Below are 15,095 nucleotides of genomic sequence, written 5' to 3'. Positions count from 1 at the left end.
AGAAAGAGGACATGAGCATCTGTTGGAAGGAGTTGAAAACGATGCAACATTTGATTGAAGAAATCACAAAAGAACAATTACGCACTGATCTTCCTGCGTTCCGTCCTGGTGACACTTTACGTGTACACGTTAAAGTTGTCGAGGGTACTCGTGAGCGTATCCAGATCTTTGAAGGTGTTGTAATTAAGCGTCGTGGTGGTGGAATCAGCGAAACTTTCACAGTTCGTAAGATTTCTTACGGTGTAGGCGTTGAGCGTACATTCCCTGTACACACACCAAAAATCGCTAACATCGAAGTTGTACGTCACGGTAAGGTACGTCGTGCGAAACTTTACTACCTACGTGAACTTCGCGGTAAAGCGGCTCGTATCAAAGAAATCAGACGATAATGATATCAAAAGAAAGAGCTTGTTACCTGTAACAGGCTCTTTTTTTGTACAATGTATAGAGATAATCGATAGAAGAGAAGGTGCACATATGACGATTCAATGGTTTCCAGGCCATATGGCAAAAGCAAGACGTGAAGTCACAGAAAAATTAAAGCTCATCGACATCGTATTTGAATTAACCGATGCTAGAATTCCGATGTCCTCTAGAAACCCAATGATCGAAGAAATCCTTCAGAACAAACCCAAAATCATGCTATTAAACAAAGCAGATAAAGCGGATCCTCGTGTGACAAAGGAGTGGCAGGCGCACTTTGAGCAGCAAGGTGTTCGGTCACTTGCTATTAACTCTGTCGATGGACAAGGGTTAAATCAGATCATCACAACTTCAAAAGAAATCTTAAAAGAAAAATTCGACCGCATGAAAGCAAAAGGTGTCAAACCGCGTGCAATCCGGGCGCTGATTATCGGAATTCCCAACGTCGGGAAATCGACCTTAATCAATCGTTTAGCGAAAAAGAACATTGCCAAAACAGGAGACCGGCCTGGTATTACCACCTCACAGCAATGGGTGAAGGTAGGTAAAGAACTTGAACTGCTTGATACACCTGGAATCCTCTGGCCTAAGTTTGAAGATGAGCAAGTAGGACTCAGGCTAGCGGTGACTGGAGCGATCAAAGATTCTATCATCAACTTACAGGATGTCGCTGTGTATGGACTTCGCTTTCTAGAAGAGAACTATCCAGAGCGATTAAAAAAACGCTATGACCTGGCGGAGATCCCTGAAGATACGGTTGAGCTGTTTGATGCAATAGGTACAAAGCGCGGCTGTCTCATGAGCGGTGGATTTATTAATTACGACAAAACCACCGAAATCATTATTCGGGATATTCGAACAGAAAAATTTGGTCCCCTCACTTTTGAGAAGCCTGAAAGCTAAAAGACACGCAGCTCATGCGGGTCTTTATTTTTTGCGGAAAACTGCCGATATAAAGAAGGAGGCTGACGAAAAGCTGATGTACACGGTGAAACAAATAAAAGAACTGATAGAAAAGCATTCGCAAGACGAGTCATACATTCGTGAGCTTGTAAAAGATGATACGAGAAAAAGTGTCCAAAAACTGATAGAGAAGTGGCACAAAGAGAGAGAAAAGCAGCAGCAACTTCGTGCAGCATGGAATGAAATGCTGCAATTTGAAAACAAAGCTAAGGCGCAGGGATACACATGTATTGCTGGAATAGATGAAGCAGGAAGAGGACCGCTGGCAGGCCCCGTTGTCGCAGCAGCTGTCATATTAAAGGAAGACACAGTCCTGCTCGGTTTAAACGACTCAAAGCAATTATCTGAGAAAAAAAGATTGGCGTATTATGACCTGATCCAAAAAGAAGCACTTGATATCGGAATCGGCATTGTTGATGCGGCTACGATTGATGAAATCAATATTTACGAGGCATCAACACTGGCGATGGTGAGAGCGGTGGAGCAGTTAACTCATATACCTGATTATCTACTCATAGATGCCATGACGCTCCCGCTTCCTATTCACCAAGAGAATATCATCAAAGGAGATGCAAAAAGTGCGTCCATCGCAGCTGGTGCATGTATTGCAAAAGTGACAAGGGATCAGATGATGGAAGAATACGGGCATAAGTACCCTGAGTATCAATTTGAAAAACATAAAGGGTACGGAACAAAAGAGCATCTGGCTGCCATTCAAACACATGGAGCTGCCCCAATCCATCGATTATCGTTTGCGCCAGTGAAATCCGTTATATCATAAATTTTTGACCTAAGGAGGCTGCCTGTGATGACAAGAGTTGAGGACATACATACAGCACTGAATAGCCGGTTAAGTGAGGCAGAATCTGTTACATTAAACACCGAAGGAAAGGAAAATGTGCATCGGCTGATTCTCGGTAAAGTACTGAAAATGCTTGGAGATGATACAGCCCTTGTTCAAATAGGCTCAACAAAAATAAAAGCACAGCTAGCGGCTCAGCTCAAAGCAGACGCATTTTATTGGTTCCAATTTGAACAAGAGGGTGGAGGCAGCCTCAATAAACTAAGGCCAGTACAGCAATTTGATCAAGACCCTAAGACATTAAAGGATGCAGCTGCCAAACTATTAGAAGGTCTCTCACTTAAAAACGGACTTGAAAACATCCTAACAGCCACAGCTTTTTTAAAAGAAAAATCCGTTATCAACGAAGCAGAGTTAAAAACGGCAGTGAAGTGGATCGAACAGCTTCAAGGAGCTGATGTGAAAAAAGGTCTTCAGGCACTCCTATTTGCTTTAAAAAAAGACTTGCCGATCCAGGAAGGAGTGCTTCAATCAATTTTAGCCGTGAAATCATCCTCTGCTCTTCATCAGGATATGACAGCGTTGCTAGAACGATTAACACAGCTCCCGAAGCACTCAGACGCCACACAGGCCCTTACACAAGCCATTCGATCAGTCATAGATACTGAGACGACCGTCCATGCAGAAAAGCTCTTATCGGTCCTTCTAGCAGCGAGAGAAGGGGCGGCGAAGCAAGGAGGCAGTCTACCTGTAACGCCTCAGCCCAATCTGTCTCAGCCAAAAGAAAATAGCCAAACTCCAATCGCTCAAGAGCGTCAGACGACCCAAGTTCTTCAAACTAACGTGCAGCAGTCAACAAGTCCAAAAGAGCTGCAAATCCCGCTTCAGCAAATTGAGCGGATAATGGCAAGTTTGACGAAGCAAGGTGCAGACGGGCAGCAAGAGCCTAGCTTAAAACAGCTCACGTCATTGCTGCAAGGGCTTCAGCAGGCAGGATCTCAGCCTGACGCAAAAGCATCCGTGCTTCAAAAAGAATTTCCGTTCCTGTCAAAAACAGAGGCGAAAGCATTGGCTCAGGTGGTGCAGCAGACGGAACCCGCATTAAGCAATAAAACCGATGTGCTCGATTTACTCATGACGATGAAAAAGGCAATAGGTGTACGAGATGAAATCGGTATGCTGAAACTACTCGAAAAAGGCAGCCAGGATGTAAAAAGTCAGGAGCTTCACCAATTAAAGCTCGTCTTAAATGATGTGAGGCAGGCTGATTTACCAGAGCCCGTAAAAAAAGAAGTCGATCAATTGTTTCATAGATTGAACGGCCAGTTATTTGTGCAGCAGGAGAACCAAACCATCAGCCAAATGATGGTCTCTTATCCGCTCTTTTCAAAACATAGTGTTCAAGATTTAACCTTTATTCTAAAAGGACATAAGAAAAAAGATGGCTCTATTGATATTTCTCAGTGCCGTCTCATGTTTTACTTAAACATGGAAAACCTCGAAGAGACATTAATCGACTGTACGATTCAGCAAAAGGTCATGTCAATTACAGTTGAAACCGGTCATGAACTTCAAGGAACCATTAATCCGATGATTCCAGCTGTTCGGGAGAATTTAAATGCCTTAGGATACAGTCTAACGGGAATTACAGCAAAGAAGAGACAAGAGCCAGTAGATCCGTCTCACTTTCTAGATGAACACTTTCATAAAATAAGCGAGAAAGGGCTGGACTTACGAGTATGAAGGATTCAAAACCGCTTAGAAGGGCGGTCGCTCTACATTATGATGAAGAAAAACAAAAGGCGCCAAAAGTCGTCGCAACAGGGAGCGGCTATGTGGCAGACCATATTATTGAAGAAGCAAAAAAGTCGGGAGTTCCTATCCAAGAAGACCGTAATTTAGTCGAACTCATGCGCCATTTAACACTTGATGAGGAGATCCCTGAAGCGTTATACGATACTGTAGCAGAAATATTTTCGTTTATCTATAGGTTAGATCAAAAAATGAAAAAATAAGGAAAAATAAGTGATTTGGCTGAAAAATTTATATTTTTAATAAAATAAAAGTTTGAATGTTTAGAAGGATTTTACGATTTTACATAGAACCCTAGACATTCTCTTTTTTATTCTTTAAAATGAAAGCGCAGTCTATTTTATAATTTTTGTTTCTACATATGTTGGGAGGATGGGAAATGAATATCCATGAGTACCAAGGAAAAGAAATCCTAAGAAAATATGGGGTTTCAGTTCCAAATGGTAAAGTAGCATTTACACCTGATGAAGCAGTGAAAGCATCAGAAGAGCTAGAAAGCTCTGTATATGTCGTAAAAGCACAGATTCATGCAGGCGGCCGTGGTAAAGCAGGCGGGGTAAAAATTGCAAAAACAAAAGATGAAGTGAAAGGGTTTGCAGAGGAATTGCTCGGTAAAACACTTGTCACACATCAAACTGGGCCTGAAGGGCGCGAAATAAAACGCTTACTTATTGAAGAAGGCTGCGATATTCAAAAGGAGTACTACGTTGGACTTGTTTTGGACAGAGCGACATCAAGAATTGTATTGATGGCTTCTGAAGAAGGCGGTACTGAAATTGAAGAAGTAGCAGAAAAAACGCCAGAGAAAATCGTCAAAGTGGTCATCGACCCAGCGATTGGCTTGCAAGGCTATCAGGCAAGAGAAGTAGCGTTTAAAATTAATATTCCAACAAAATTAGTTGGCCAAGCTGTTAAGTTTATGACAAGTCTTTACAATGCGTTTATTGAAAAAGATTGTTCAATTGCTGAGATTAATCCACTTGTTGTAACAGGCGATGGAAAAGTCATGGCACTTGATGCGAAATTAAACTTTGATAGCAATGCTTTATATAGACAAAAAGATATATTAGAATACCGTGACCTTGATGAAGAGGATCCAAAAGAAATTGAAGCATCTAAATATGATCTAAGCTACATTTCTCTAGATGGAAATATTGGCTGTATGGTCAATGGTGCAGGTCTTGCGATGTCTACAATGGATATCATCAAGCATTACGGCGGGGACCCTGCAAACTTCCTGGATGTTGGGGGCGGTGCAACAGCTGAAAAAGTAACGGAAGCATTTAAAATCATCTTATCTGATCAAAATGTAAAAGGGATTTTCGTGAACATTTTTGGCGGTATCATGAAATGTGATGTCATTGCAGAAGGTGTCGTTGAAGCGACGAAACAAGTCGGCTTAACATTACCACTCGTTGTACGTCTTGAAGGAACAAACGTTGAATTAGGGAAGAAAATCCTGAGTGATTCAGGCTTAAATATCACTTCTGCTGAGTCTATGGCTGACGGGGCAGAAAAGATTGTATCTTTAGTCAAGTAGAGCAGAAAGGCAGGGAACCTAAATGAGTGTATTTATTAATAAAAATACGAGAGTAATTGTTCAGGGGATTACCGGTTCAACCGCATTGTTCCATACAAAACAAATGATTGAGTACGGAACAAATATTGTTGGCGGTGTCACACCTGGAAAAGGTGGAACTGAAGTAGAAGGAGTTCCTGTATTTAATACAGTATCTGAAGCTGTTCAAACAACTGGAGCAAATGCTTCTGTTATCTATGTACCAGCACCATTTGCAGCAGATGCCATTTTAGAGGCTGTTGATGCAGAAGTCGATCTAGTTATTTGTATCACAGAACATATTCCAGTGCTTGACATGGTCAAAGTGAAACGGTATATGGAAGGGAAAAAGACAAGACTTGTTGGCCCTAACTGCCCAGGTGTCATTACACCTGAAGAATGTAAGATTGGGATCATGCCTGGCTACATTCATAAAAAAGGTCATGTGGGTGTTGTTTCTCGTTCTGGAACGCTTACATATGAAGCGGTACATCAGCTTTCAGAAGCTGGCGTTGGTCAATCGACAGCTGTAGGAATCGGCGGAGACCCTGTCAATGGGACGAACTTTATTGATGTATTAAAAGCATTCAATGAAGACCCTGATACACATGCTGTGATTATGATCGGTGAAATCGGCGGTACGGCTGAAGAAGAAGCAGCTGAATGGGTAAAAGCAAATATGACAAAGCCAGTCGTTGGCTTTATTGGCGGTAAAACGGCGCCTCCAGGAAAACGCATGGGACATGCTGGTGCCATTATTTCTGGTGGTAAAGGAACAGCTGATGAAAAAGTAAAAACAATGCGTGAATGTGGAATTGAAGTGGCAGAGACACCATCTGTCATGGGAGAAACTTTGATTAAAGTGTTAAAAGAGAAAAATCTCTTCGAAGCTTGTAAAACGCATTAATGACACAAGAAGACTTGTTCTTTGACAAGTCTTCTTCTTTCTATCTTAAACTGGAGGAATGGTATGTACAACGTGTCCGAAAGAATGATTTTTCACCGCTTAAAAGGCCTCATCTCACCCTCTTTGTTAACAAAATGGTGGAAAGTCGATCCTGAGCTATATATAAATGAAGAAACACAACATTTCAAACAGGATCGATCATTACAAACGATCGACTTTACCCGCTTAAAACAAGCCGAAGAAAATGAATTCCCCATTTTTCAACACATCGTTCAAGCCTATTTAAAGCAAAACATTCACATGATACCCATCACATCACCCTTATATCCCAGCACACTAAAACATATTTATGATCCTCCCCCTGTGTTATTCCTAAAAGGAAACATATCATATTTAAATGAAGAAAAAAGTTTAGGTGTAGTAGGCACACGAGTTCCATCGTCTTATGGAGAAGCATGTGTGAAGAAAATTGTTGGTGAGCTTGTAAAGGAAGATTGGACGATTGTCAGTGGCTTAGCAAAAGGAATTGATGGACTTGCACATAAAGAGTGCATTCGGAATAAAGGGAAAACCATCGGTATTATAGCAGGCGGATTTCAGCACTTATACCCAAAGGAACATGTGCAAATGGCTCAATACATGGGAGAGCATCATTTGCTTTTATCCGAGCATCCGCCTTATGTGAAACCAGAAAAGTGGCATTTCCCAATGAGGAATCGTTTAATTAGTGCGCTGACAAGTGGAACCATCGTGATTCAGTGCAAAGAAAAGAGCGGTTCGCTCATTACCGCGTATCAAGCACTTGAGCAAGGTAAAGAGGTATTTGCGGTTGCAGGATCTATCTTTGATCCTAATTCCACAGGACCAGCCAGACTTATACAGCAGGGAGCAAAGCTTGTTCATTCAACGAAGGATATTTTAGAGGAATTCTCCTTCCGCAGCGTTCAATATACTGAACTCTCATAAAAATATCGTTTGACAAAAGACATAGGAATATTTAATAATAGTGAGGATTTAAGTTTACACTTTGTTTTTCGTGTTTATAATGATGTTCATCATAAAGAATTTTTAATGATTGCCTGTTAGATAAGTGCAATTAACATAAATATGAATTGTGAAATGTATAAAGAGAGAACACCTCTTAAGGGGGATTTTGAGTATGGCTGATTATTTAGTCATCGTTGAGTCGCCAGCCAAGGCGAAAACGATTGAGCGTTATTTAGGTAAAAAGTATAAAGTAAAGGCTTCAATGGGGCACATAAGAGATTTACCGAAAAGTCAGCTTGGTGTTGACACTGAGCATGACTTCGAACCGAGATATATTACGATTCGCGGGAAAGGCCCCGTTTTAAAAGAATTAAAAACAGCTGCGAAAAAAGCAAAGAAAGTCTATCTCGCAGCTGACCCCGATAGAGAGGGAGAAGCGATTGCTTGGCATTTAGCGCATAGCCTTGACCTTGACCTCTCTTCTGACTGCCGCGTTGTCTTTAATGAGATTACAAAAGATGCCATTAAAGATTCCTTTAAGCATCCACGTATGATCAACATGGATTTAGTTGATGCACAGCAGGCAAGACGGATCTTAGATCGTCTCGTCGGGTATAAAATCAGTCCGATTTTATGGAAGAAAGTGAAAAAGGGCTTAAGTGCCGGTCGTGTTCAATCAGTTGCACTCCGCCTGATTATTGATCGCGAGAATGAAATTAATGAATTTAAACCAGAAGAATACTGGACAATTGACGGTACATTCCTAAAAGGAAAAGAAAGCTTCGAAGCGAGCTTCTTTGGCGTCAATGGCAAAAAGCATCCACTGAAAACAAAAGAAGATGTAAAAGAAATCCTTTCGAAACTAAAAGGGAGCAAATTCTCTGTAGAGAAAGTGACGAAAAAAGAGCGTAAACGCAACCCAGCTGTTCCGTTTACAACATCTACTTTACAGCAGGAGGCTGCAAGAAAATTAAACTTCCGTGCGAAAAAGACGATGATGATTGCACAGCAATTATATGAAGGAATAGATCTTGGTAAAGAAGGTACAGTCGGACTCATTACATATATGAGAACGGACTCAACACGTATTTCCAATACGGCGATTGAAGAAGTATCTGCTTTCATTGATCAGACGTACGGTAAGAATTTCTTAAATACAACAAAACGAACCGCTAAAAAGAACGAAAATGCACAAGATGCTCATGAAGCCATCAGGCCGACTTCTACGCTAAGAAAACCAGCAGATGTCAAACATGTCTTAAGCCGAGATCAGCTTCGTCTGTATAAATTGATTTGGGAACGATTCGTGGCAAGCCAAATGGCGCCGGCTGTTCTTGATACAATGAGTGTAGACCTTGACAATAACGGGCTTACATTCCGTGCTAACGGGAGCAAAGTGAAATTCCCTGGATTCATGAAGGTATATGTAGAAGGGAAGGACGACCAGCTAGAAGAAAAGGACAAAATGCTGCCTGATCTTAAAGAAGGTGATACGGTTCTTTCAAAAGATATCGAACCTGAACAGCACTTCACGCAGCCGCCTCCGCGCTACACTGAGGCAAGACTTGTCAAAACACTTGAAGAGCTGGGTATAGGCCGTCCGTCTACGTACGCACCAACATTAGATACGATTCAAAAGCGCGGCTATGTCGCACTTGATAATAAACGGTTTATCCCAACAGAGCTTGGGGAAATTGTTCTTAACTTAATCATTGAATTCTTCCCTGAAATCATTAACGTGGAATTCACAGCGAAAATGGAAAAAGAACTTGATAGCGTTGAAGAAGGTACGATCGAATGGGTTCGCATTATCGACAGCTTCTATCAAGACTTTGCAAAACGGGTAGAAAAAGCAGAAGCAGAGATGCAAGAAGTTGAGATTGAGCCTGAATACGCCGGAGTTGACTGTGAAGAGTGTGGACATCCGATGGTGTACAAAATGGGTCGATACGGTAAGTTCATGGCTTGCTCTAACTTTCCTGACTGCCGTAACACAAAACCAATTGTCAAAGACATCGGTGTGAAATGCCCGACATGTCATGAAGGAAACATTGTTGAACGAAAATCTAAGAAGCGCCGCATTTTTTATGGCTGTGATCGTTTTCCAGAGTGTGAATTCGTCTCTTGGGACAAACCGATTGAAAGAAAGTGTCCAAAATGCGAAAATATGCTTGTAGAGAAAAAACTGAAAAAAGGCATTCAAGTTCAATGTGTGAACTGTGATTATAAAGAGGAACAACAAAAATAGCGGTGAACAGCCTTGTTCACCTGCTTTTTTATGTCATCAAACAGAACTTACGAAATAGGAGAGTTGTACAATGAGTCAATTTGTAAATGTGATCGGAGCAGGTTTAGCCGGAAGTGAAGCGGCATGGCAAATTGCCAAACGCGGAATTAAAGTCAACTTGTATGAAATGAGACCTGTCAAACAAACGCCAGCTCACCACACAGATAAATTTGCAGAGCTTGTATGCAGCAATTCACTGCGTGCCAACGCTTTGACGAATGCGGTCGGTGTATTAAAGGAAGAAATGCGTCATTTAGATTCAGCGATTATCGCAGCAGCAGACGAAAGCTCAGTCCCTGCTGGCGGAGCGCTTGCAGTAGATCGTCATGAATTTGCAGCAAACGTTACCGATCGCGTGAAAAATCATCCGAATGTGACGGTTTTTCAAGAAGAAGTGCAAAGCATTCCTGAAGGTCCGACAATTATTGCAACGGGCCCGCTTACATCTGAAGCACTTTCAAAAGAATTAAAATCTTTAACTGGTGAAGAGTATCTGTACTTCTACGATGCAGCGGCACCTATTCTAGAGAAAGATAGCATTGATATGGATAAGGTGTACTTGAAATCACGTTATGACAAAGGAGAAGCCGCTTATTTAAACTGTCCAATGACAGAAGAGGAATTTGATCGTTTTTATGAGGCGCTCATTTCTGCTGAAACTGTGCCATTAAAAGAGTTCGAAAAAGAAATCTTCTTTGAAGGCTGTATGCCAATTGAAGTCATGGCGAAAAGAGGAAAGAAAACGATGCTGTTTGGTCCGATGAAGCCAGTAGGACTTGAAGATCCGAAAACAGGAAAAAGACCTTACGCTGTTGTTCAATTAAGACAAGATGATGCAGCAGGTACTTTATATAACATCGTCGGCTTCCAGACACATCTGAAGTGGGGCGACCAAAAGGAAGTATTCCGCTTGATTCCAGGTCTTGAAGAAGCAGAAATCGTTCGATACGGCGTAATGCACCGCAATACATTTATTAACTCACCAAGTCTTTTAAAACCAACGTATCAGTTTAAAAATAGAGAGGATCTATTCTTTGCCGGACAAATGACAGGCGTTGAAGGCTATGTCGAGTCCGCAGCTTCCGGACTAGTGGCTGGAATTAACGCCGCTCGTTTTGTCAAAGGAGAAGAGCTTGTGACACTTCCGGAGGAAACGGCGATCGGCAGCATGGCTTATTACATCACATCGACAAACAAGAAAAGCTTCCAGCCGATGAATGCGAACTTTGGCTTGCTGAAAGATCTTGGTGTTCGTATTAAAAACAAACAAGAGCGTTATGCAGAGTACGCTAAGCGCGCAATCGAAACTATTCAAACTATTTCGAAATCTCTGTAGTAAAACATTGCACGGAAAGCAAGATATGTGATACCATTTAAAAGCCTTAAAGAGGTGTAAAAATGACGAATAAACAGCGTCTTGTCCACTTATTCATTGAATATCTGCAAATTGAAAAAAACTATTCTGCTTTAACAATCTCAGGATATACAGAAGCGATTGAAGAGTTTGTCAGATTTATGAACATTCAAGGAATAGACGGTTTTGAAGAGGTATCCTATCAAGATACGAGAATTTATTTAACAGAAGCTTATGAAAAAGGCCTGACAAGAAGAACGATTAGTAAGAAAGTCTCTGCGCTTCGCAGCTTTTATAAATTTCTATTAAGAGAACAGCTTGTGAAAGAAAATCCTTTTTTACTCGTTAGCTTACCAAAGCAGGATAAGCGAATTCCTTCATTTTTGTATGAAGAGGAACTTAAAGAGCTTTTTACAGTTTCTGATGTCAGCACACCGCTTGGGCAAAGAAACCAAGCGATTTTAGAACTTCTTTATGCAACAGGTATGAGGGTCAGTGAGTTATGTTCATTAAAAGAATCTGATCTTGATTTATCGTTGGATACAGTGCTTGTTCATGGGAAAGGCAGCAAGCAGCGGTATGTTCCTTTCGGTTCATATGCTCATGAAGCGCTCATCACTTATTTAGAGGATGGAAGGCAGAAACTGAAAGCTAAGGGGAATGATCGTGCTGATGCATATGTGTTTTTGAATCAGCGCGGGGCGCCTCTTACAGACAGAGGCGTTCGATTCATTCTCACTGAATTAATGAAAAAGGCGTCAGGCACACTACATATCCATCCTCACATGTTAAGGCACACCTTTGCCACACACCTCTTAAATGAGGGGGCAGATTTGAGAAGTGTTCAAGAACTTCTCGGTCATTCGAATTTATCATCAACTCAGGTGTACACGCATGTATCAAAAGATTCTTTAAGGAAAACATACATGTCTCATCACCCAAGGGCTTTTAAACGATCCTAAAAGGAGGTTTTTTCATGTCATCATTTCATGCAACAACCATCTTTGCCGTTCAACATAAAGGAAAAAGTGCGATGGCTGGAGACGGTCAAGTCACTTTCGGGCAGGCTGTCGTGATGAAACACACGGCAAAAAAAGTGCGCCGTCTTTTCGGAGGCAAGGTGCTTGCAGGTTTTGCAGGTTCAGTAGCAGATGCATTTACACTCTTTGAAAAGTTTGAAACGAAGCTTGAAGAATATGGTGGTAACTTAAAGCGGGCAGCCGTAGAACTAGCGAAAGAATGGCGAAGTGACAAGATGCTCAGACAGCTTGAGGCCATGCTGATCGTTATGAACAAAGACAGCATCCTGCTTGTCTCTGGGACAGGAGAGGTCATCGAACCAGATGACGGTATTTTGGCCATCGGCTCAGGCGGCAATTATGCGCTTAGCGCCGGGAGAGCACTCAAAACACATGCAGGTGATCATCTCACAGCGAGAGATATTGCAAAGGCTGCTCTTGAAACCGCCGGAGAAATCTGTGTCTACACGAACGATCAAATCACTTTAGAAGAGCTTGAATAGAAAGGACATGAGACGTATGGAGAAAAAGCCGTTCACCCCAAGAGAGATAGTTGAAAAGCTTGATCAATATATTATTGGTCAGCTTGATGCGAAAAAAGCAGTGGCGGTGGCTTTAAGAAACCGTTACAGAAGAAGCCTTTTACATGATAAGCTAAAGGATGAAGTCGTTCCGAAAAATATTTTAATGATCGGCCCAACAGGTGTGGGGAAAACAGAGATTGCCCGCAGAATTGCAAAAATTTCTGGTGCGCCTTTTATTAAAGTGGAAGCGACGAAGTTTACTGAAGTTGGTTATGTCGGCCGTGATGTAGAATCGATGGTCAGAGATCTAGTTGAGACAGCGATCAGAATTGTCAAAGAAGAAAAGATGAAAGACGTTCAAGAAGAAGCAGAAAAACAAGCAAATAAACGTCTTGTTCATTTACTTGTTCCTGGCAAGAAAAAAAGCCAGTCTGTGAAAAATCCTTTTGAGATGCTGTTTGGCGGTTCTGATGAAGATGACCGTGATCGAGATCAATCAAGTGAAGAAGTTGAACTTGAATCGACAAGAAAGCGAATCACTCATCAGCTGGCTATGGGAGAACTTGAAGATCATTACGTCACGATCGAAGTTGAAGAGCAGCAGCCATCCATGTTTGATATGCTTCAGGGCTCGGGTATGGAGCAAATGGGCATGAACATGCAGGATGCGCTTGGCAATCTCATGCCTAAAAAGAAAAAACGCAGAAAGCTGACCGTCAGAGAAGCAAGAAAGGCGTTAACTGCTGAGGAAGCTTCAAAACTAATTGACATGGATGAAGTCAGTCAGGAAGCCGTTTATAAAGCAGAACAGCAAGGGATTATTTTTATCGACGAAATCGACAAAATCGCCAAAAGCGGTGGTGCATCATCTGCAGATGTTTCTCGTGAAGGTGTTCAACGTGATATTTTACCGATTGTAGAAGGTTCAACTGTGATGACGAAATATGGGGCAGTGAAAACAGACCATGTGCTTTTTGTAGCAGCAGGTGCATTTCATATGGCGAAACCATCAGATTTGATTCCAGAGCTTCAAGGGCGCTTCCCAATCCGTGTAGAATTAGATAAATTAAGTATCGAAGACTTTGTGAAAATCTTAACGGAACCAGATAATGCATTATTAAAGCAATATAAAGCTTTACTTGAAACAGAAGGTATATCTCTTGAATTTTCTGACGATGCTATTCATAAGATTGCCGAAGTGGCTTATCATGTCAATCAGGAGACAGATAACATCGGTGCAAGAAGGCTTCATACCATACTTGAAAAGCTGCTTGAAGAGCTTTCATTTGAGGCGCCTGATATTACACTGGAGACAGTGACCATTACCCCTCAGTATGTAGAAGAGAAGCTAGGAAAGATTGCAAATAACAAAGACTTAAGTCAATTTATACTTTAACAAATGAATAAAGTAATCTAGGAGGATCATTAATATGGCGTTACTACAAAAAACAAGGATTATTAACTCAATGCTGCAAGATGCAGCGGGGAAACCAGTTAATTTTAAGGAAATGGCAGAAACGTTGAGAGATGTCATTGATTCAAACATTTTCGTGTTAAGCAGAAGAGGGAAGCTTCTAGGCTACTCGATCAACCAGCAGATTGAAAATCCGCGTATGAAGAAAATGCTTGAAGACCGTCAGTTCCCTGAAGAATATACAAAGAGTCTATTCAACATCCCTGAAACATCTTCAAACCTTGACATTAATAGTGAGTATACAGCTTTCCCGATTGAGAACCGTGATTTATTCGAATCAGGTTTGACAACCATTGTTCCAATTATCGGAGGAGGAGATCGTTTAGGCACGTTAATCCTGTCTCGTTTGCAAGATACATTCAAAGATGATGATTTAATTCTTGCTGAATACGGTGCAACAGTTGTTGGAATGGAGATCCTTCGTGAGAAAGCAGAGGAAATCGAAGAAGAAGCAAGAAGTAAAGCCGTTGTCCAAATGGCGATTAGTTCTCTATCATATAGTGAGCTTGAAGCCATTGAGCACATCTTTGAAGAACTTGATGGCAACGAAGGGCTTCTTGTGGCAAGTAAAATTGCTGACCGTGTAGGAATCACTCGTTCAGTGATCGTGAACGCCTTACGTAAGTTAGAAAGTGCAGGCGTCATCGAATCTCGTTCTCTTGGAATGAAGGGAACGTATATCAAAGTGTTAAACAACAAATTTTTAATCGAACTTGAAAATTTAAAATCTCATTAATCAAAACCCCTTTTCGGCCAAAATTACAAGCTGAAAAGGGGTATTTTTTTATAAAAAAGAGGATTTGTCCGAAAAATGACACTCTTTTTTCCAAGAAAACCCTTACAATTCTTAGTTCTTTGAATCTAGGTCTTTATACCTATTCGTAAAATAGATATATATTACGAGTTTTTTTTACATATACATCATAGACTTTAATCCTATTATTTCTTACAATGAACATATGGTTTTACAAATCTCGACATGATT

Annotated in this window: 14 protein-coding genes; all 14 read left to right on the top strand. The window is 41.2% G+C overall.

Annotated features, from left to right (window positions below):
• The first annotated feature begins 41 nt into the window (after positions 1-41).
• The 14 genes from rplS (at position 42) to codY (ending at position 14,846) form a co-directional block, all read left to right on the top strand.
• Complete coding sequence (gene rplS, locus C6347_RS06175; RefSeq protein ID WP_003212364.1) at positions 42-389, top strand: 50S ribosomal protein L19; 348 nt, start codon at positions 42-44, stop codon at positions 387-389.
• An 88-nt stretch (positions 390-477) separates the two neighbouring features.
• On the top strand, positions 478-1,326 hold the full coding sequence (gene ylqF / locus C6347_RS06170; protein WP_060596244.1) for a ribosome biogenesis GTPase YlqF: 849 nt from the start codon (positions 478-480) through the stop codon (positions 1,324-1,326).
• A 76-nt stretch (positions 1,327-1,402) separates the two neighbouring features.
• Positions 1,403-2,167, top strand: coding sequence for a ribonuclease HII (locus C6347_RS06165; protein WP_106071522.1), 765 nt, complete (start codon positions 1,403-1,405; stop codon positions 2,165-2,167).
• Between the two features lie 27 nt (positions 2,168-2,194).
• Complete coding sequence (locus tag C6347_RS06160) at positions 2,195-3,931, top strand: glycosyltransferase (protein WP_106071521.1); 1,737 nt, start codon at positions 2,195-2,197, stop codon at positions 3,929-3,931.
• Complete coding sequence (locus tag C6347_RS06155; protein ID WP_003211418.1) at positions 3,928-4,203, top strand: FlhB-like flagellar biosynthesis protein; 276 nt, start codon at positions 3,928-3,930, stop codon at positions 4,201-4,203. Before C6347_RS06160 ends, C6347_RS06155 begins: the two co-directional genes overlap by 4 nt.
• A 176-nt stretch (positions 4,204-4,379) precedes the next feature.
• The gene (gene sucC, locus C6347_RS06150; RefSeq protein ID WP_012009945.1) at positions 4,380-5,540 is read left to right on the top strand and encodes an ADP-forming succinate--CoA ligase subunit beta; all 1,161 of its coding nucleotides are present in this window, start codon (positions 4,380-4,382) and stop codon (positions 5,538-5,540) included.
• A 22-nt stretch (positions 5,541-5,562) separates the two neighbouring features.
• Positions 5,563-6,465 carry a succinate--CoA ligase subunit alpha gene (gene sucD, locus C6347_RS06145; RefSeq protein ID WP_003212080.1) on the top strand — a complete coding sequence of 301 codons (903 nt, stop codon included), beginning with the start codon at positions 5,563-5,565 and terminating at the stop codon, positions 6,463-6,465.
• A 63-nt stretch (positions 6,466-6,528) separates the two neighbouring features.
• Positions 6,529-7,431 (top strand): DNA-processing protein DprA, encoded by a 903-nt coding sequence (gene dprA, locus C6347_RS06140; RefSeq protein ID WP_034662389.1) that lies wholly within the window; start codon positions 6,529-6,531, stop codon positions 7,429-7,431.
• A gap of 193 nt (positions 7,432-7,624) precedes the next feature.
• On the top strand, positions 7,625-9,700 hold the full coding sequence (gene topA / locus C6347_RS06135; protein ID WP_060596250.1) for a type I DNA topoisomerase: 2,076 nt from the start codon (positions 7,625-7,627) through the stop codon (positions 9,698-9,700).
• 70 nt (positions 9,701-9,770) lie between these two features.
• Positions 9,771-11,075, top strand: coding sequence for an FADH(2)-oxidizing methylenetetrahydrofolate--tRNA-(uracil(54)-C(5))-methyltransferase TrmFO (gene trmFO / locus C6347_RS06130; RefSeq protein ID WP_034662383.1), 1,305 nt, complete (start codon positions 9,771-9,773; stop codon positions 11,073-11,075).
• Between the two features lie 62 nt (positions 11,076-11,137).
• Positions 11,138-12,055 (top strand): tyrosine recombinase XerC, encoded by a 918-nt coding sequence (gene xerC, locus C6347_RS06125; RefSeq protein ID WP_060596252.1) that lies wholly within the window; start codon positions 11,138-11,140, stop codon positions 12,053-12,055.
• Positions 12,056-12,069: 14 nt separating this feature from the next.
• Positions 12,070-12,615, top strand: coding sequence for an ATP-dependent protease subunit HslV (gene hslV / locus C6347_RS06120; protein WP_003211247.1), 546 nt, complete (start codon positions 12,070-12,072; stop codon positions 12,613-12,615).
• A gap of 16 nt (positions 12,616-12,631) precedes the next feature.
• Entirely contained in the window at positions 12,632-14,032 is a 1,401-nt protein-coding gene (gene hslU / locus C6347_RS06115) for an ATP-dependent protease ATPase subunit HslU (protein WP_060596254.1), read from the top strand.
• A 34-nt stretch (positions 14,033-14,066) separates the two neighbouring features.
• The gene (gene codY / locus C6347_RS06110; RefSeq protein WP_012009951.1) at positions 14,067-14,846 is read left to right on the top strand and encodes a GTP-sensing pleiotropic transcriptional regulator CodY; all 780 of its coding nucleotides are present in this window, start codon (positions 14,067-14,069) and stop codon (positions 14,844-14,846) included.
• Positions 14,847-15,095 lie beyond the last annotated feature (249 nt).

It is taken from the genome of Bacillus sp. NMTD17 (genome assembly GCF_002998735.1).
In the GTDB taxonomy this organism is placed as follows: domain Bacteria; phylum Bacillota; class Bacilli; order Bacillales; family Bacillaceae; genus Bacillus.
This window is presented reverse-complemented; position numbering and strand designations above follow the sequence as displayed.

What these genes read in the sequence shown, in the direction of transcription:
- dprA (WP_034662389.1), top strand. Translation starts at nt 6,529, where the DNA reads ATGTACAACGTGTCCGAAAGAATGATTTTTCACCGCTTAAAAGGCCTC.
- C6347_RS06160 (WP_106071521.1), top strand. Translation starts at nt 2,195, where the DNA reads ATGACAAGAGTTGAGGACATACATACAGCACTGAATAGCCGGTTAAGT.
- hslU (WP_060596254.1), top strand. Translation starts at nt 12,632, where the DNA reads ATGGAGAAAAAGCCGTTCACCCCAAGAGAGATAGTTGAAAAGCTTGAT.
- sucD (WP_003212080.1), top strand. Translation starts at nt 5,563, where the DNA reads ATGAGTGTATTTATTAATAAAAATACGAGAGTAATTGTTCAGGGGATT.
- trmFO (WP_034662383.1), top strand. Translation starts at nt 9,771, where the DNA reads ATGAGTCAATTTGTAAATGTGATCGGAGCAGGTTTAGCCGGAAGTGAA.
- xerC (WP_060596252.1), top strand. Translation starts at nt 11,138, where the DNA reads ATGACGAATAAACAGCGTCTTGTCCACTTATTCATTGAATATCTGCAA.
- C6347_RS06155 (WP_003211418.1), top strand. Translation starts at nt 3,928, where the DNA reads ATGAAGGATTCAAAACCGCTTAGAAGGGCGGTCGCTCTACATTATGAT.
- codY (WP_012009951.1), top strand. Translation starts at nt 14,067, where the DNA reads ATGGCGTTACTACAAAAAACAAGGATTATTAACTCAATGCTGCAAGAT.
- sucC (WP_012009945.1), top strand. Translation starts at nt 4,380, where the DNA reads ATGAATATCCATGAGTACCAAGGAAAAGAAATCCTAAGAAAATATGGG.
- rplS (WP_003212364.1), top strand. Translation starts at nt 42, where the DNA reads ATGCAACATTTGATTGAAGAAATCACAAAAGAACAATTACGCACTGAT.
- hslV (WP_003211247.1), top strand. Translation starts at nt 12,070, where the DNA reads ATGTCATCATTTCATGCAACAACCATCTTTGCCGTTCAACATAAAGGA.
- topA (WP_060596250.1), top strand. Translation starts at nt 7,625, where the DNA reads ATGGCTGATTATTTAGTCATCGTTGAGTCGCCAGCCAAGGCGAAAACG.
- C6347_RS06165 (WP_106071522.1), top strand. Translation starts at nt 1,403, where the DNA reads ATGTACACGGTGAAACAAATAAAAGAACTGATAGAAAAGCATTCGCAA.
- ylqF (WP_060596244.1), top strand. Translation starts at nt 478, where the DNA reads ATGACGATTCAATGGTTTCCAGGCCATATGGCAAAAGCAAGACGTGAA.